This window comes from Enterobacter cloacae complex sp. 309I3 (assembly GCF_050031595.1).
GTDB classification, from domain to species: Bacteria; Pseudomonadota; Gammaproteobacteria; order Enterobacterales; family Enterobacteriaceae; genus Enterobacter; species Enterobacter cloacae.
Window position 1 is genome coordinate 3783175 of sequence record NZ_JBLGWI010000001.1, and the last position, 19855, is coordinate 3803029.

Sequence of the window (19855 nt, forward strand, 5' to 3'; positions counted from 1 at the left end):
TTATTACACGACATCCTTTCCCTAAATTTATGACACCAGTGCGGTGCAGGGAGAATTGAATGATGAATAAGAAAGTCGCGTGGAATGGTCAGGTTCAGCCGGAAGCGATTAACGTATTATCGGCTGAAGGCGGAATGATTGTTTGCCCTACGAAAGTGGGTTATATCATTATGACCTCAGATAAAGAGGGGCTGGAGAGAAAATTCGAAGCCAAACAGCGAAACCGTAATAAACCCGGCGTGGTATTGTGCGGCAGTATGGAACAGCTGAAATCGCTGGCGGAGATGAACCCGGAAATCGAGGCATTTTATCAGGCCCACTGGGATGCAGACGTATTACTGGGCTGTATTTTACCGTGGCGAGAAGATGCCATCGCCAGATTACCCGATAACGGCCTCAAAGAGCTGATGATGGACGGCAGAAAAACCAGCTGCTTCGTGATTAAATTTGGCAAACCCGGCGAAATGATTGCTAAAGAGCTGTGGGAAAATCATCAGAAATTCTCTTTTGCCAGCTCGGCGAATCCGTCAGGAAAAGGCAACCGCGGCATGGTGGAATTCATTGGGGAACGCATCGAATCGCGTGCAGACTTAATTATTTGTGCCAACGAGTACGTTAAGTCTATTCAGCCTGATGAAACCCAGGAGAGTCGCTATGAACAAGGCGTGATGGTGTCCATGGTGGACAGCGAAGGGAAACTGGTCCCTGAACAGGGTAGTGCCAGAAAAGTGACCCCTTGCCCGGTATTAATTCGCAAAGGTCTCGACGTGAATAAAATTATTAATTTCATGTCCGCCCAGTTTAATACCTGGGACTATCGCCACGGCGATTACTATTAATTTTTGGGTTTAACCGCGTCACAGGGATATCGATAATCATGTCATTTATAGACAAGGCCATTACCGTATTGCGTAATAGCGGGATCATCCTGATCCCTACCGATACCCACTTTGCCCTGGCAGCCGATCCTTACAGCCCGGATGCCGTGGAAAAACTGACGCTGTTAAAAAGATCGCCCTGTACCAGAGAGATGACGTTTTGCTTCTGCGAACTGGCGGACATATGGGAATGGGTGGATGTCAGCCCGTGGCAAAGAAGCAAAATTGAAATGCTCAGCCGGGCCTGCTGGCCCGGCACCCTTAAAATCAGCCTGCGAAAGAAACAGCGCGCCGATTTTCTTCCCGGCGCAGGCGATATACTCCCGGTCGTCTGCGTGAAAAACAGTCAGATGCGAACCATCATCAGCCGCTTAGGCAGGCCGCTGGTGGTGATCCCGGCAGGGTATCCGCAGGATGAGGGCGATCTTGTCAGTTTTACGCTCGCCCGGGAAGACATGGGAGACTGTGTCGATCTGGTTGTCCCGTCCAACTGCAAAAACCCCAGCCGTACCGCCACCACGCATATCTCTTTGCTGGATGACAAAGTCTCGATCCTGCGTCATGGCGAGCTGGATATCAGTAGCCTGCTTTGACCTCGGCCCCGGCGATCAGCTGCTGAAGTTCGTCGCTAAAGCGTTTAATGCCTGAGGTCATCGTGTTTTTATTTTTGGACAGTAGCCACACTTTATATTCATCCATCTGCCAGCCGGGTAAAAGCCGGACCAGTTTCCCGGTGGCGAGACTTTCTCGCGCAATGTAATTGGGCAAGTAAGCAATGCCGAGGCCGGAAAGCGCCATGCTGATCAGCGCCACGCTGTTGTTGCTTCTGAAGCGGCTATGAACGTCAATATTGACCTTCTGTTTCTCTTTTCTGAACGGCAGCGAAACCGTACGCGCCACACCGCGAAACAGAATGTAGTTGTGGGCCGGGAGATCGCCCGGCGTCAGGACAGGACGCATCCGGGCGATACAGTCAGGGGTGGCATAAAGCCCCCACTGGATGGAGCATAAAAATTTGGTGTGCTCATGGGTTGGCGTGTCCTGCGCCACAATGATAGAGAGATCGTACTGGCTCTCTTTGATATCCACCGCTTTATCCGATAAATCGAGATCGACGTTGGCCATAATATTTCGTTCTAAGTACGCATTTAATGCTGGCACAACATACTCTTTTCCGAACGTCACCGGGGCAAGTATTTTTATTGTCCCCGCTGGTTCCTCATAATAATCCCGTATAAAGCGTTCTGCGGCGCGCAGTTCATTCAATATTTTGAAGCAGTGCTGATAGTAACTCAGCCCCAGCTCCGTAATCTCTATTTTCCGGGTGGTGCGCTTAAGCAGCATTGCACCAATACGTTTTTCCAGCGTTGAAATATCCCGGCTAACTGATGACTTCGACATTCCCAAAGAGAGTGCGGCCTCGGTGAAGCTCAGGGTTTCGACGACACGCGCGAAAACCACCATCGGAATTAAATTCTCGATTTTTTCCATTCTACAATCTGCACCAGGTCAGCAAACATCACCCGATAATTAGTGGCAAAAGTCCTTGCTATCGTCAAGTGAAAATTTTCCAATATTATCGTTCTGCCCCGGTTCGATAATAACTCCGCAGCGCCGCACGGCTATTTTTCACCGCCTAACAAGAATATATTTTCTTCGAAAAAAGGGTTAACTCAGAGGGTGGATATCCACGCACTAAAAGAAAAATATCTGGTTTTTTATGCTTTATTTATTGCTTCTGAATACGAATTAAAAATTTAAATCCGCTGATTTCCCTCTAGCATAACGACTCAGGGTGAATGTTACGAGAGGGTTAACCGTGAGTGAATGCATAGTTTCAGGAACACAGTGGGGGGCACAAAACCCCATCCGCGAGGACGATCTTGCGGCAAGGATCGATGCCTTACCGGCTTCCGCCGGACTTTGGCGATTCATCGCCTTGCTGTCCCTTGGCGGTTTTTTTGAGCTTTACGACCTGTTTCAGACAGGCTACATCAGCGCCGGTCTCATTGCTGATGGCATCTTCCACACCGGCCAGCAGGGCGTGTTCGGTATGGCCGACCAGGCCGCGTTTGCGTCCGCAACCTTTCTGGGGCTTTTTATCGGTGCCAGCCTGCTCAGCCCCTATGCTGATCGCATTGGCCGACGCGCGACCTTTATGTATGCCCTGCTCTGGTACGGGCTGTTCTCCCTCGTCATGGCGTTTCAGCATCAGGCAGAATGGGTGATCTTTTTTCGTTTTATGGTAGGCATCGGCCTCGGCGTTGAACTGGTTACCATTGATACCTATCTGACAGAGTGGGTACCTGCTCACCTTCGCACCCGCGCCTTTGCTTTCGCCTTTTTCATTCAGTTTCTCTCGGTTCCTGCCGTCGCGCTGATGTCATGGTGGCTGGTACCGCAGATGTGGTTTGGCCTGAGCGGATGGCGGTTCGTGGTGATCGCTGGCGCGCTGGCGTCCATCATTATCTGGCTGGTACGCAAGGGGCTGCCGGAATCTCCGCGCTGGCTGCTGCAGCAAAAGCGTTTTCTCGAGGTGAGAACCGTCATGCAGGAGATGGAAAAGCGCTGCGGCAGCGGTGAACAGGCGGATTTCCCTCTCCGCGCCGGGCAGCACAACGAACAGGTTTCACTCAAGGGCAGGTTTAAAGATATCTGGTCTCCGCGCTACCGTGGCCGGGTTGCGATGCTGGTGGTGATGAATATCTTTCAGGCGATTGGCTTTTTTGGCTTCGGGAACTGGCTTCCCGCCCTGCTGTCCGGCAGCGGGACATCCGTCACGCACAGTTTGTTATACGCCTTTTTCATCACGCTGGCCTATCCTCTCGGCGCGCTTATCTGCAGCCGCTATGCCGATCGGATGGAAAATAAATGGCAAATCGTGTTGTCCTGTCTGACCACGGTCATCTTTGGTTCGCTGTTTGCGTTTCAGAGCAACCCACTGCTGCTCATTGCCTGCGGCTTTTTTATTACCTGGTCCAATGCCTGGCTGACTTACAGTTACCACTCCTATCAGTCAGAGATTTTCCCCACCCGTATCCGGGCGCGAGCGGTCGGCTTTTGTTACTCCTTTAGCCGTTTATCCACCGTCTTCAGCAGTATAATTATCGGTCTGATACTGCAATATAGCGGCTCAACGGCGGTCATTGCCTTTATTGTGATCAGTATGCTGATTGTTATGCTCACCATTGGTATTTTTGGTCCCAACACGCGCGGTATCGACCTGGAAAATATTTAATCACGGTGACTAATAAAATGCCGTCTCACAACTTGTGAGCGGCATCCATGATTATTTTCGCTGCCCCGGAGATAATAACGTCGCCCCTAATAACATCGGGCGGGAGCATACCAGGAACAACACGGATGATATTTGCGCAAACAAGGAGAGAGCGATGTACAGACCCTTCACCATAGTATTTTTTATTCTACTGACGCTGGCAGCACTGGCTGAGATTGGATACCTCACGTTCGGTTAGCCTTTCGCATGAAATAGCGCCGTCATGGCCTCCACCCTTTTACAGTTTTTTCCTAAAGCCGCTTCGCTTTGTCTGTGACATGCTGAATCACGCTCATAACCGATAACGTAAATGAGGATATTATGAAAAAAACAATTATCGCATTGTCTGCCATTCTGCTGGCTTCTCCAGTATTTGCTGCGACCACACATGCAACTGATGATACCGTCGCCGCGGCGAACGCTAACGCCAACGAAGCGAAGCAAAAACTGCACGAAGAGCAGAACAAAGGTGAAGAGCTGAAGCTGAAACAGAAACATGCTGCAGAAGGTAAAAGCGAAAGCTTTGGCAGCAAGGTCAGCGAAGACTCACAGAAAGTCTGGCACAAAACCAAAGAAGGCACCGAGAAGGGTTGGGACGCCACCAAAGAAGGTGCTGAGAAAGGCTGGAACAAAACCAAAGAAGGTGCCAGCGAGCTGGAAAAGAAAGTCACTGAGTAACCGTCACACAGATAAAAAGGCCGCCTGCGCGGCCTTTTTTATTGCTTCAAATAAAGTCAGGCGTATTTTACCCCTCACCATTCTATTAAATGTCGCCTGCTAGCAGAAAATTTAACCCTGTAAAAGAATATTTTTAAAATGCGAATAAATATAATATATCTTACATCAAAAACATTACCCTATCTTAAACTGCAATTAAGCAACCATAAACAATCAATGCCAGAATACGATTAAAGCTATCACCTACCAATTATTTTCCCGCGGCGAAAACGCACAAAAAACCGACTCATCAAAAATGAATTAACCGCACACAATCAATGACATACAAACTTTAAATTATAAATAAAATCTATAAAGTAATGCCCTCTTCACATCCTTGCGCCATGTTTACTAAAGCTTAATTTGCATATCCAGACTTTTCTGACTATATCATTTTCATACCGTCCCGGATTAATTCCTCTATTAAATACAAGGTTATATAAAAGACAAAATCACATTGTTGATAGTTTTTCTCAAATAAATAGATTCGCTCTGATGTTGCCACTCTGCATTCTGGCGGGCATCGTTCGCGCTGAAAATAAATACGGTGAGCGCTGTTTTAAATAACAGTTACTCCGCCGGGGGCGCGCTTTACCCTTAACAGAGATGGCTCATCTTGCTCGCCGTTAACGATAACTCTGCTGGAGTACTCACTAAATGAGCCAAATCTCTGTTATATCGAAACTTACGGGTGTGGAAACCACCACGGAAGGCACTCAGGTTACGCTGAGCCATTCCTCTATCGTTGAGCTTAAGGTAGAGCGAGCCAATGTCGCTGACTTCGCCCGCAACGGTAACGATCTGGTGATCACGCTACACTCCGGCGAGGTGATTACCGTTAAAAATTTCTTCGTCACCGATGCGCAAGGGGCGAGCCAGCTGGTTCTGCAGGACAGTGAGGGAGCGCTGTGGTGGATTCAGGACCCCGCCGGGGCGGCCACCTATGAATCTATTGCCTCCACTGACGTCCTGCTTGCTGCATCCGGAAGTGATGCAGGCGGCGCGGCCATCTGGCCCTGGGTACTGGGTGGCATTGTCGCCGCGGGTGGCATCGCGGCGGCGGCAAGCACCGGCGGTGGCGGCGGTGGGGATGACGATGATGACAACGGCAGCAACCCCGGCACGCCGACAAACCCTTCCGATCCGGATACCACTCCGCCGAATGCGCCGTCCGGTCTGCAGTTCTCGCCGGATGGTAAAACCGTCTCCGGTACCGCCGAACCGGGCAGTACCATCACGCTGAAAGACGCCGACGGCAACGTCATCGGCACCGGCAAAACCGGCAGCGACGGTAAATTTACCATCGATCTGGGGACGCCGCTGACTAACGGCGAACAAATTACCGCCACCGCGACGGATTCCTCCGGGAATACCAGCCCGGGCACGACCGTGACCGCCCCGGACACCACCGCGCCGGATGCCCCGGACATCCTGCTGGTAAATGACGATGCCGGCGACAAAGCGGGCCCGCTGGAAAACGGCCAGCGCACCGATGATGCCCGCCCGACCTTCAGCGGTATCGGCGAGCCAGGCAGCACCATCACTCTCTACGATAACGGCAAGCAGATTGGCACCACCACAGTGGATGCTAAAGGTAGCTGGAGCTTTACCCCCACCACCGATCTCGCCAACGGCAGCCACACCATTACCACAACCGCGACCGATGCGGCAGGCAATACCAGCCCGGCATCCACTGCCGTCAGTTTTGTTGTCGATACGGTTGCGCCCGGCGCGCCCACCATTAGCAGCGCAACGGACGATATTGATCCCGGCAAAGGAACGGTAAGCAGCGGAGGCAGCACTAACGATCCGCGTCCTCAACTCTCGGGCACCGCCGAACCAGGCTCCACCGTAACCATCTATGACGGCTCTGTCGCAATTGGCACGGCGGTCACCGGCAGCAACGGCACGTGGACCTTCACGCCATCGGTCAATCTGGGTGAAAGCACCCACCAGTTCACCGTTCGGGCAACCGATGCCGCTGGCAACACCGGACCCGCCTCTCCGGTATTCACCCTCACCGTGGATCTCACCCCTCCGGCAACGCCAACGGCGATTGTACTGAGCGATGAGACCGGGGCCATTAAAGGCGCAATTACCGCAGGCCAGTTCACCGACTCCTCTGAACCACTGCTGGCGGGACGGGGAGAGCCTGGCGGCACAATCCAGGTCTATGACAACGGTGTGCTGATTGGGCAAACCACCGTGCTGCCAAACGGCACCTGGAGTCTCAGGCCAGACAATCCGCTCGCGGAAGGCCCGCACTCGATCACCATTAAACAAACCGATGCGGCGGGCAACCAGAGCGCAGAATCCCAGCCAGTAAACTTTACCGTCGATACCACGCCACCGGCGCTGCCCGTTATTGCCATTAACCCGGTGGGAACCCAGGTTACCGGCACCGCCGAGCCAGGCAGCAAAATCGTCATCACCAACAGCAACGGCGACGTGATTGGCCGCGCCACCACTGACGGCAACGGTAACTTTGTTGCGACCCTTTCGCCTGCACAAACAAACGGCGAGCAGCTTTCGGTAGTAGCCACTGACGCGGCGGGCAACCAGAGTCCGGCGGCGTCCCTCACCGCACCGGACACAACACCCGATATCCTCTCTGTGGTGGATGATCAACCCGGCGTCACAGGCCCCATCAGCCAGAATGGGATCACCAATGACCGCACCCCTACCCTGAACGGCACGGCGGAGCCAGGCTCGACCATCACCATCCATAGCGGCGGCGACGTCCTCGGCACGGTCGTTGTTCCATCATCTGGCCAGTGGACCTTTACGCCATCCACCCCGCTGGCCGAAGGTGCCCATGTACTGACGGCGACATCAAGCAACGGTAACGTTTCAAACGCCTGGACCATTACCATTGACGGAACGGCGCCTGATGCGCCCGCCATCACCCAGCTTGTCGATAATGTCCCTGGGGGCACCGGCCCGGTGGATGTCAACGACACCACCAATGACGCAACGCCGACGCTCAACGGTACCGGTGAACCCGGCTCAACGATCACCATCCGTCTGGATGGCGTCGATATTGGCACCGCGGTGGTCGGTAGCAGCGGCGCGTGGACCTTTACGCCCACCACGCCGGTTGGCGACGGCACGCATACCCTGACCGCGATCGCCACCGATGTCGCCGGTAACACCAGCCCGGTATCCGGTGGATTTACCTTTACCGTTGATACCACCCCACCGCCGGTCGCGACGCTGGCAACCGTCACCGACGACGCCGGAGACGTTAAAGGCCCGCTCAGCAGCGGCGATACCACGGATGACACCCAGCCGTTACTTCAGGGGAGCGCCCCGGATGGCACGGTCATCACCGTGTATGACGGCACCACGCTGCTCGGTACCGCAACGCTCGACGGCAGCGGCGGCTGGAGCTTTACCCCTACCACGCCGCTCACCGACGGCCCGCATTCGCTGACGATCCATGCCACAGATGCCGCCGGGAATACCTCGATTTCTGATCCGTTCGAGCTGGTGATTGATACCGTCGCACCGGCCACACCGGACACGCCAGCCATCACCGTTAACCCGGATGGCTCAGCACCCACGTCGCTGAACCCGGGGGAAACCACCCGTGATACCACGCCGACGCTGAGCGGTACCGGTAATCCGGGCGATACGGTGACGATTTACAACGGCACCGACAAAATCGGTGACGCCGTGGTGGACGGCGACGGCAACTGGAGCTGGACGCCATCCACCGACCTGCCCAACGGCACCTATGACATTACCCTGACCGTCACCAACAAGGACGGCGCGGGTAACGAAAGCGCCCCGTCCCAGCCGGTGACTATCACCATCGACACCGACGCGCCGGCCGCGCCCGCGGCCCCGGTCATTACCGACAGCGTCAGCCAGATAACCGGCCCGGTTGCCGATGGCGAAACCATCAACGATCCGCGTCCGGTACTGAGTGGCACCGGTACGCCAAACGATGTGATTACCATTTACGATAGCGTTGATGGCGGCACACCAACCGCCGTGGGTACCGTCACGGTAGACGGCAACGGCAACTGGAGCTGGCGTCCTGAAAGCGCCATTGACGAGGGCAGCCACGAATTTACCGCTACCGCCACCGACGAGGCGGGTAACGTCTCTGACCCTTCTACGGGGATCACCATCACCGTCGATACCCTCGCACCGGACACCCCGGTGATTGGCGCCATCGCCGGTGAGCCGAATGGCGGTGTTACTACCGATACCACGCCAACCGTCGGCGGAACCGGTGTGACGGGTGAAACGGTAATCGTCTATAACAATGGCGTCGAGCTTGGACGCGTGGTTGTGGCTAACGGCGAATGGTCATTCACCCTGCCCACGCAGACGGATGGCCCGCTGAACATCACCGTTGCGGCAGTCGACGCTGCGGGTAACGTCAGCGCACTCAGCCCGGTCTTTACCGTCACCGTCGATACCACTGCACCTGAGATCCCGCTGATCAACAGTGTTACAGACAGCCAGCTCACCAACGGGACGCTCTATACCCGCGACGGTACGCCAACCCTCAACGGCACCGGCGAGCCGGGCTCCGCCGTGATTGTCAGCGTGGACGGTACGCCATCCACAGTCCAGGTCACCGTCCAGCCGGATGGGACCTGGAGCTGGACCGCCGACACCACACTGCCGGAAGGCCCACACAGCTTCACCGTCTCGTCGGTCGACCCGGCGGGTAACGCTTCAGGAAGCTCTGCGCCGCTTGCCGTCACGGTGGATACCGTGCTTCCGGCAGCGCCGGACAATATCAGCGTGGCTGCACAGGGGACGCCGCTGACCGGTACCGGCGAAGAGGGCGCCACCATTATCGTTACAGACGCCAGCGGTAACGTGATCGGTACCGGGGTGGTTTCAGGCGGCAACTTCTCCGTGGCGCTCAGCCCGGCCCAGCAGGACGGCGCGGCGCTGACCATCACCGCCACGGATGCTGCAGGGAATCTTAGCCCTGAAGCCTCCTATACCGTCACCGGTACGCAGCCGAACCTCCCGGACGTGCCCGTCATTACGGTCATCAACGACGATACGGCCCCGGTTACGGGCGATGTGAAAGACAAAACCACTAACGACACGACGCCGACCCTTGTCGGGACAGCAGAGCCAGGCAGCACAATCACTGTCTATCAGGATGGCGTGCAGGTTCTGCTGCCAACCGTGACCGCCGATGCAAACGGCGACTGGAGCTATACGCCAGCTCTGCCGCTGGGTGAAGGAGCGCACACCTTTGAGGTCACCGCCACGCTGAATGGCGAAACCAGCGGACGTTCGCCGGTGGCGACCGTCACTGTTGATCTCACCGCCCCTGACGCGCCTGCCATTGGCGCAGTTATTGATGATGTCGGCCCGGGCACCGGTCCTCTCACGGACGGGCAGACCACCAATGACAACCGCCCAACCCTGACCGGTAGCGGCACGGCGGGCGATACTATCTCCATTTACAGCAACGGCACCCTGCTGGGCACCACCGTGGTCGGCCAGACGGGTAACTGGAGCTTCACGCCGTCCGCGCTGGCGGAGGGCAATAACGTCCTGACCATCCGTGAGACCGATCCGGCGGGCAACGAGAGTGCGCCATCGGCAGGCTTCACTATTGTGGTTGACACCAGCTCCACCACACCGGTGATTGTCAACGTCACCGATGATGTCGGCAACACCGCCACGACCGTGGTCAGCGGCAATACCACCAACGACGCAACGCCTACCCTCTCCGGCACGGCGGAAGCGAACAGCGTGGTGACGATCTTCGATGGCAATACGCAGATTGGCATCGTCACGGCGGACGGTACCGGCGCGTGGAGCTTTACGCCTGAGACCGCCCTCGTCGAAGGGCCACACAGCTTAACCGTCAAGGCCACCGATCCGCAGGGTAACGTCAGCCTGTCGTCAAACGCCTGGAGCGTGGTGGTTGACCTGACGGCGCCAGCGGTCCCCGTGCTGGAAACCGTCAGCGACAACGTGGCGGGCGGGATTGTCGGTAATCTCACCACCGGCCAGGTCACCAATGACACCACGCCAACGTTCAGCGGGACAGGCGCCGTCGGCAGTACCATCCACATCCTGAACAATGGCGTGGAGATCGGTACCGCACCGGTAGACAGCAACGGCAACTGGAGCTTTACCCCTAATCCTGCGCTGGGAGATGGCAGCTATAACATTCGCATCAACGCCAGCGATGCCGCCGGTAACGTCTCAGCCAACTCGCCGGTCTTCGTCTTCACGGTTGATACCGCAGGTCCTTCCGCGCCGGTGGTCACCAGCGTGATTGACGATGTCGGTCCGGTCACCGGGACGCTCACCAGCGGCAACAGCACCAACGACACAAAACCCACCTTCAACGGCACGGGTGAAGTCGGTTCCACGGTGCACATCATTGTTGATGGCAGCGAGATTGGCACCGCGGTCGTCAATGCTCAGGGGAACTGGACCTTCACCCCGGGTACCGCGCTCACCGAAGGGCCACATGCCATCACCTTCAACGCCACAGATGCGGCAGGCAATACCGGCAGCACGTCGGCACCGATTAACCTGACGGTGGATACCTCCGCACCGACAGCGCCGTCCATTTTGACCGCGAGCGATAACGTGGGCAGCGTTCAGACACCGCTCTCCTCCGGGCAGAGCACGGACGACACCACCCCAACCCTTAGCGGCACAGCCGCGGCCAACGCGACCATCACTGTCTATCAGGACGGCCAGCAGGTCGGCACCGCCCAGGCTGACGGCAGCGGCGCGTGGAGCTTTACCCCGTCCACAGCGCTGGCGAATGGTAGCCACACCTGGTCCGTCACGGCCACCGATGCGGCGGGCAACGTCAGCCCCGCATCGCCTGACTTTACGCTGGTGGTGGATACCACGGCGCCTAACGCGCCGGTTATCAGCCAGGCGGTTGATGACGTGGGCACGATCACCGGCCCTGTCAGCTCCGGACAAAGCACCGACGACACCATTCCGCGTCTCGTCGGTACCAGCGAGCCGTTTGCCACGGTGAACATTTATGAAGGAACGACGCTGGTGGGCACCGGTACCGCGGATGCCAGCGGAAACTGGAGCATTCTGCTGACCACCACGCTGGCAACCGGTCCACATAGCTTTACGGCTCAGGCGACGGATGCGGCAGGTAACACCAGCGCGCCGTCAGCGACCTTCAACCTGACCATCGACACCACGCCGCCTGCGCAGCCGGTGCTGAGCAGCATTGTGGATGACGTCGGGAATGCCGCCACGCCTGTCGCCAATGGCGGATTGACCAACGACGCGCAGCCAACCCTCACCGGCACGGCGGAAGCGGGCGCGACGGTGAAAATCTTCGATAACGGCGTGCAGATTGGCAGCGTTGTCGCCACCGGCGGTAACTGGAGCTTTACGCCATCCCCGGCGCTCAGCGATGGTCAGCACAGCCTGACGTTTACCGCCACCGATGCGGCGGGCAACGCCAGCGCACCCACCACCGGGTATGTGATCAACGTGGATGCCACCGCGCCAGCCGCGCCGGTCATCAGCGCGATTGTAGACGACGTGGGCAGCGTTACCGGGCCGGTGACGGGCAATAACCCGACCAACGACACCCGACCAGCGTTGAGCGGTACCGCCGAAGCCAATGCGACGGTGCGTATCTACGACGGTAGCACGCTGGTTGGCACAGTCACCGCCGATGCCAACGGCAACTGGACGCTGGCGCAGACCACCACCACGCTGACGGAAGGTTCGCACAGCTTCACCGCCACCGCCACCGATGCCGCAGGCAATACCAGCGCGCCATCGACCGTGACCACAATCCTGGTGGACCTGACGGCACCGGGCGCACCGACCAGCCTGCAGGTGATCGCTAACGGAACCCAGGTCACCGGTACCGCTGAAGCGGGCAGCACCGTCACCATCACCAGCGGTAACGGCACGGTGCTCGGTACCGCGACGGCAGACGGTAACGGCAACTTTAGCGCTACCCTCACCACGGCGCAGACCAACGGTGAAGCCCTGCTGGTCTACGCGACCGATAAGGCCGGTAACGCTGGCGTCAGCGCCTCGGTGGTTGCGCCATCAACCAACATTCCGAACGCTCCGGTTATCGCCAACATTGACGATAACGTCGGTAGCGTTACCGGAGGGCTGACCAACGGTAAAACCACCGATGACACCACGCCAACCCTGAGCGGCACCGCACAGCCGAACGCCACCGTCACGCTGTATAACAACGGCGTGTCGATGGGTACGGTAGTGGCGGATGCCAGCGGTAACTGGAGTTTTACGACCCCGGCATTAAGCGAGGGATCACACGCCTTTACCGCCACGGCAACCAACTCAGCCGGCACCAGCCCGATCTCGCTCTCGACAACCGTTATCGTCGACGTGACGGCGCCAAACGCGCCTGCCGGGACCTTTAACGCTGACGGCAGCGTATTGACCGGTACGGCGGAAGCGGGCAGCACCGTCACCATCCGCCTCGCGGACGGCTCAACGGTGACCACCACCGCAGACAGCAATGGCGCCTACAGCTACACCTTCCTCAACAAGCAGACCGAAGGCCAGACGCTGCAGATCACGGCCACCGATGCGGCGGGTAACACCTCGCAGCCGGGCTCGGTCCTTGCGCCGGTGGTGCCGCTCTCTGCCAGCAATAACGTTGAAGAGCTGGATCTCAGTACCACCGCCACCGTCACCAACAGCCAGTACAGCGACTATGGCTTCCTGCTGGTGGGTGCCGTAGGCAACGTGCTGACCCTGCTGGGCAACGATACAGCCCAGGTTGAGTTCAACGTGGGCAGCGGCGGCAGTGCGGATATTGTGGTCAATGCCAACGCCACGGGGGCGGTACTTTCGCTGCTCAACACCCTGGAGCTGGTGGTGCAGCGTTTCGATACCGTCAACAACACCTGGACCACCGTCGTGGATACCGGACAACCGCAGTTCGCCGACTTGCTGACCCTTGGGGCCACCGGCGTGTCGCTGAACCTGACCGGGCTCGCTGATGGCCAGTATCGCGTGCTGAGCTACAATACCAACCTGCTGGCAACCGGCTCGTACACTAGTCTGGATGTGGCGGTGAAAGAGACCAGCGCCGGGACCGTAACGGGCGACACCAGCCTGGACGGTAACGTGATCCTGGATACCGATCCTACCGCAGGCAGCGATAACGCCCCGGCAGGTACGACCGTCTCCGCCGTGACCAACGCGCTGGGGGTCACCACCAGCGTTAACGCCGACGGCACGGTGATTCAGGGGCAGTACGGTACGCTGACCATTAACCGCGACGGCAGCTACACCTACAACCTCACCGACACCAGTGCCGCGGTGATTGGCCGCACGGAGAGCTTCACCTACACCATTACCCATAACGGTGTCAGCGCGTCGGCAAATCTCGTGCTGTCGCTCGGTTCGGGCAGCGTGGCGAATGGCATTGTCGCCGTAGACGACGCGGCTTCCCTGACCTTCGACACCACCGTCCAGGCCATCGATAACGGCACATCGTCGCAAAGCGGCTTTACCCTGGTGGGGATCAATCTCGGCAACACGCTGGGGCTGAACCTGCTGGACGATATGACCAACCCGATCATCTACACCGTGGAGGAAGGTACAACCCGCACCATGACGATTCAGGCCTCCGTGGGGGGCGTAGCCCTGGCATCGGTGTTCGACCTGTACGTCTATAAGTTCAACAATGCGACCCAGACCTTCGAGCAGATGCGCGTTGAGCCGGGCTGGCTGCGTGCGCCGCTGCTGGGCGGCACCTCCTCGCAGCTGACGCTGAACCTGCCTGCCGGGGAGTATCTGTTCCTGCTCAATACGGCGGCAGGGATCACCGCGCTGACGGCCTACACCCTGAGCGTGCTGCAGGATCATGTCTACAGCGTCTCCAGCATCGGGGAGAGCACCACGGGGGATGTGCTGGCAAACGATCCGGTGCCGGATGGCACGGTGGTGACGGAAGTGAACGGTGTGGCGGTTAACAGCAGTGGAACAACCGACATTCAGGGAGAATACGGCACGCTGACCATTGATTCGTCCGGCCAGTACACCTACACCCTGAATAGCGGCGTGGGTGCGGACCATATCAGCACGCCAGACACCTTCGTCTATACCATTACGGCACCAAACGGCGCGAAAGATACGGGCTCGCTCAACATTACCCCAACCGCGCGGGCAATGGATGCGGTGAACGATGTCAGCACCGAGATGAGTGTCACGTCGGTACACCATACCTCGGCTTACTCTGACACCACCGTCGGCAGCGCCAGCTGGACCACCTCGTTGCTAGGTACCACCACGGGCAGCGGAAGCGGGACCTTTGTGGTGGATCCGAACACCGCCCTGCATAGCGCGTCGCTGCACTTTGACGTCGCGTCGCTGCTGGCGCTGGGCGGGCTGACGGTGAACTGGACGATCAGTGATGCCAACGGTGTTATCCGCACCGGCTCCTTCAGCGGCGGCTCGCTGCTGGGCGGCAGTATCGACGTGCCCCTGACCGGGCTGGATCTGAACGCCGGGACCTATACGCTGAGCTATACCGGCAGCGTACCGGGGCTGAGCGTGGGCAATATCACCATCACCCCGAGCGTGAACGGTACCACCTACTCGCTGACCCAGTTCGACTCCACCAGCGGCCATACCGTTGACGGCAATATCTTCGACGGTACGGATTCCGCCGGGGCGATGGATCAGCTGCAGTCGGTCGATACCCGCGTGACCATTACCGGCTTCGACGGCACCACCACCACACTGGATCCATACACCGGCAGCACGCTGGTCAACGTCACGGGTCATTACGGCACGCTGTCGATTGGCGCAGACGGCCACTACACCTACACCCTCAACAGCGGGGTGTCGCTCTCAACCATCACGTCGAAGGAGGTCTTCAACTACACCCTCACCGATGCCAACGGCAATACGGACACTGCCACGCTGACCATCAATATGGCGCCGCAGTTCGTCAGTTCTGAGCATAACGATGTCATTACCGGCACCGCATACGGCGATACGCTGATTTATCAGGTGCTGAACAGCACCACAGGCAACGCCACCGCGGGTAACGTCAGCAGTACCGCCGGCGATCACTGGACCAACTTCTCGCTGGCCCAGGGAGACAAAATTGACATCGGCGATCTGCTGGTGGGCTGGAACGGCAGTGCGTCAACGCTCGGTAATTACCTGCATGTGACGAACAGCAATGGCAGTACCGTGATCGCCATCGACCGTGACGGTACAGGAAGCACCTATACCAATACCACGCTCGTGACGCTTGATAACGTCCAGACCACCTACGACGAGTTAGTTAACCAGCAACACATCGTGACCTGATAGCACCTGTAGTACCTGACCCGGGCGCACTGCGCCCGGGCATAAACAATAAAGCTGTACTTATTTTTTATTAGGGACATGACATGGGAAAGATGATGCCTTACTGGTGGCTCTCGTGCTGCCTGATATCTGTGCCCGCACTCTCCGCTAATCCGGCGGCGATGATTAATACCGGACAACTTCGCGAAACGCAGGAACTCCCCTCCCTGAATGGCCGCGTGGCGCCTGTGGCGGGCAAGGCCGCCCCCGGCACGCTGCAGCTTGGCGACGCCGTCAACCGCGCCGTCACCTGGCACCCGGCCATCAGTGAAGCGGTAGGAAAACTCTACCAACAGAGTGAAGAGGTGGACGTCGCCAAATCGAAATACTACCCGCAAATTAACGCCGGTATGGACAATGGCTATACCCATGATGGCGACGATAATGGCTTTACGCCATCGCTGGTGCTCTCTCTTTCCCAGATGCTGTACGACTTTGGCAAGGTGGCAAGCCAGGTGCGTGCCGAAAACGCCGGGGTTGCCCAGCAGCAGGCCAACGTGCTGGTGAGCATCGACACCATTGCCCACGATACCGCCATCGCCATGGTGGAAGTGCAAACCTGGCAGCAGATGGTCGATACCGCCAAAGAACAGCTCGACGCTCTCTCCTCCATTGGCAAGCTGACCCGCCAGCGTAACGACGAAGGGGCCACCTCGCTCTCTGACGTGGTGCAGACCGATGCCCGTATCGAAGGGGCCCGCGCCCAGCTCATGCAGTACCAGGCCAGCCTCGACAGCGCCCGCGCCACGCTGATGAGTTTTCTCGGCTGGAACACCCTCAACGAGGTGGGCAACGATTTCCCGCAAAAGCTGGCCCGCAGCTGTGATATCGCCGAACCGGACGATCGTCTGGTGCCAGCGGTGTTAGCGGCCTGGGCGCAGGCGAACGTCGCGCAGGCCAACCTTGATTACGCCAACGCCCAGATGACCCCGACCGTCTCGCTGGAGCCGGAAGTGCGTCACTACCTCAACGACCGCTATGCGGGTAACGAAACGCGGGATCGCACGCAATACTCCGCGTGGGTGAAAGTGCAGATGCCGCTCTATCAGGGCGGCGGCCTCACCGCCCGGCGTAACGCTGCCGGACACGCCGTGGAAGCGGCGCAATCCACCATTCAGCGCACCCGCCTTGAGGTTCGCCAGAAGCTGCTTGAGGCGCGCAGTCAGGTGATGAGCCTGCTCAGCACCCTGCAGATCCAGGGTCGTCAGGAGGCGCTCAGCGCCCGCACCCGCGAGCTGTATCAGCAGCAGTATCTTGACCTTGGCTCACGCCCGCTGCTCGATGTGCTCAACGCCGAGCAGGAGGTCTACCAGGCGCGTTTCACCCAGCAACAGACCCTTGGCCAGCTGCATCAGCTGCAGCTCAACTGCCTCTACAACACCGGGCAGCTGCGCCATGCGTTCGATCTTGATAACCGCACCATCCAGACCGTGGAGATCCAGCCATGAAAGAGCGTGATATGCCGCAAGCTGAGCCCATGACGGATGACGCCCTGGCCCAGTGGGCGCAGGCCTTTGGCTTTATTGCCACGCGCTACCGCGTCGCCTGCTCTCCCGGCGCGCTGCTGGCAGGCGCACCGTGGCTGAAAGGCAAACCGATGGTGCCCGCCCTCACCCAGCTCGCCCGCGAGGCGGGGCTGTCGTTTCAGCTGCTTACCGCCAGCCAGCAGTCGATCAACAGCTGGCGTCTGCCGGTGGTGGTGGCGCTAAACGACGGCAGGGTTGGCGTGATCGAACATTTCGACGGCGACGATACGCTGGAGGTCAGCTTCTTTGACGACCAGACCTACACCAACCGTTTGTCGATGACGGCGATGCTGCCCGCCATCCGCCACGTCATCGCCCTGCGTCCGCTGGCAGCGCTGAAGGACAGCCGCGTGGACGCCTATATCTCAAAATACCGCCCGGACTGGCTCTACCGGCTGGTGATGCGCGACCTGCGCCCCTACAGCTGGGTGATGCTCGCTGCGCTGTTTATTAACGTGCTGTCGCTCTCCGGAATTGTCTTTTCCATGCAGGTGTACGACCGGGTGATCCCCGCCCAGTCCTACCCGACGCTGTATGTATTGACCATCGGGGTGCTGATCGCCACCCTGTTCGGCTTCGTGCTGCGCGTGGCGCGCGGGCACATTATGGATCTGCTGGGTAAACGCTCGGATCTGCGCGTTTCGGATCGCGTGTTCGGTCACGCCCTGCGGCTGCGCAACAGCGCGATCCCACGCTCTACCGGCAGCTTTATCTCCCAGCTGCGCGAGCTGGAGCAGATCCGCGAGATGGTCACCTCCTCCACCATCTCGACGATTGTCGATCTGCCTTTCTTCTTACTGTTTGTGGTGGTGCTGGCGATTATCGCCCCGCAGCTGGCGTGGATCGCCCCGGTGGCAGCGGTGATCATGGTTCTGCCCGGCCTGCTGCTGCAGAAGAAACTGGCGGAGCTGGCGAAACAATCCGCCCATGAATCGACCCTGCGCAACGCGGTGCTGGTAGAAAGCGTGCAGGGGCTGGAGGACATCAAGCTGATGCAGGCGGAAAACCGCTTTTTGCAGCAGTGGAACAGCTATATCCAGATCACCGCGGAATCTGGCCTGCGTACCCGCGAGCTGACGCAGAATCTGATCAGCTGGGGGATGACCATCCAGAGCCTGGTTTACGCCGCCGTGATTGTGGTCGGCGCACCGATGGTGATCGACGGCACGCTGACCACCGGTTCGGTGGTCGCCGCCTCGATGCTGGCCTCGCGCATGATCGCCCCCATGGCGACGCTGTGCGGCGTGCTGGCCCGCTGGCAGCAGGTGAAAGCGGCAAAAGAGGGGCTGGACAGCATTATGCAGTTACCTACCGAGAACCAGCGCGAGGAGACGCCGATCCGCCAGGACGTGCTGCGCGGTCACTACCTGTTCGAGCAGGCGCAGTTTCGCTATCACCCGGAGGATCCACGTATGGCGCTGCGCATCAACCGTCTGGAGATCAAGCCCGGTGAGAAAGTGGCGATCCTCGGGCGTAACGGCGCGGGCAAATCAACCCTGCTGCAGGCGATGGCAGGCGGGATGGATCTGGCCGGCGGCGAGCTGCGGCTCGACAACCTCAGCCTGCCGCACCTCGACGTCGCCGACGTCCGGCGCAACGTCGGCTTTATGACCCAGAACGCACGGCTGTTTTACGGCACCCTGCGGGAAAACATCACCCTCGGCATGCCGCGCGCCACCGACGAGGAGATTTTCGCCGCACTGGAGTTAACCGGCGCGGCGAGCTTTGTGCAGAAGCTACCGAAGGGGCTGGACTATCCGATCATGGAGAACGGCGTGGGGCTCTCCGGCGGCCAGCGGCAGTCGATTTTGCTGGCGCGTATGCTGCTGCGCGACCCGAATATCGTCCTGATGGACGAACCCACCGCCTCGCTGGATGAGCATACCGAACGGGAATTTATCCAGCGTCTGAGCGCCTGGCTCGGCCACCGCACGCTTATCGTTGCGACCCATCGCGTGCCGGTGCTGGAACTGGTCGAGCGGGTGGTGGTACTCAAGGAGGGCATGCTGGTGATGGATGCCCCGAAAGCGCAGGCGCTGAACAACAGCCGCATGCAACAACAGCAGGCAGCCGCCGCAAGGGAGTGGAAAAATGAAAATCAGTCAGCGTGATGCCGCGGC

General features: G+C 58.6%; 8 protein-coding genes. 7 read left to right on the forward strand and 1 reads right to left on the reverse strand.

Going from position 1 to position 19855, the window contains the following annotated elements; all coding sequences use genetic code 11:
* Window positions 1-59 precede the first annotated feature (59 nt).
* Together ACQG22_RS18115 and ACQG22_RS18120 are read left to right on the forward strand one after the other, a co-directional pair.
* Window positions 60-839: an L-threonylcarbamoyladenylate synthase gene (locus ACQG22_RS18115; RefSeq protein ID WP_023620864.1), complete on the forward strand. Its 780-nt coding sequence runs from the start codon at window positions 60-62 to the stop codon at window positions 837-839.
* A gap of 38 nt (window positions 840-877) precedes the next feature.
* The gene (locus tag ACQG22_RS18120; RefSeq protein WP_013098382.1) at window positions 878-1471 is read left to right on the forward strand and encodes an L-threonylcarbamoyladenylate synthase; all 594 of its coding nucleotides are present in this window, start codon (window positions 878-880) and stop codon (window positions 1469-1471) included.
* Here the strand turns inward: ACQG22_RS18120 and ACQG22_RS18125 are convergent.
* Window positions 1455-2369 (reverse strand): LysR family transcriptional regulator, encoded by a 915-nt coding sequence (locus ACQG22_RS18125; protein WP_013098383.1) that lies wholly within the window; start codon window positions 2367-2369, stop codon window positions 1455-1457. The two genes, ACQG22_RS18120 and ACQG22_RS18125, sit on opposite strands and share 17 nt — an antisense overlap.
* A 340-nt stretch (window positions 2370-2709) precedes the next feature.
* Between ACQG22_RS18125 and ACQG22_RS18130 the strand changes: the two genes are divergently transcribed.
* The 5 genes from ACQG22_RS18130 to ACQG22_RS18150 all read left to right on the forward strand — a co-directional run bounded on the left by ACQG22_RS18130 (window position 2710) and on the right by ACQG22_RS18150 (window position 19846).
* Window positions 2710-4116 carry an MFS transporter gene (locus ACQG22_RS18130; RefSeq protein ID WP_129253265.1) on the forward strand — a complete coding sequence of 469 codons (1407 nt, stop codon included), beginning with the start codon at window positions 2710-2712 and terminating at the stop codon, window positions 4114-4116.
* Window positions 4117-4476: 360 nt separating this feature from the next.
* Window positions 4477-4833 (forward strand): hypothetical protein, encoded by a 357-nt coding sequence (locus tag ACQG22_RS18135; protein WP_013098385.1) that lies wholly within the window; start codon window positions 4477-4479, stop codon window positions 4831-4833.
* A gap of 696 nt (window positions 4834-5529) precedes the next feature.
* Window positions 5530-16170, forward strand: coding sequence for a BapA/Bap/LapF family large adhesin (locus tag ACQG22_RS18140; RefSeq protein WP_369706682.1), 10641 nt, complete (start codon window positions 5530-5532; stop codon window positions 16168-16170).
* Window positions 16171-16253: 83 nt separating this feature from the next.
* Window positions 16254-17657, forward strand: a complete 1404-nt coding sequence (locus ACQG22_RS18145) for a TolC family outer membrane protein (RefSeq protein WP_045294743.1) — start codon at window positions 16254-16256, stop codon at window positions 17655-17657.
* Window positions 17654-19846: a type I secretion system permease/ATPase gene (locus tag ACQG22_RS18150; RefSeq protein ID WP_045294745.1), complete on the forward strand. Its 2193-nt coding sequence runs from the start codon at window positions 17654-17656 to the stop codon at window positions 19844-19846. The genes ACQG22_RS18145 and ACQG22_RS18150 overlap by 4 nt, the downstream gene beginning before the upstream one ends.
* Window positions 19847-19855: the final 9 nt, after the last annotated feature.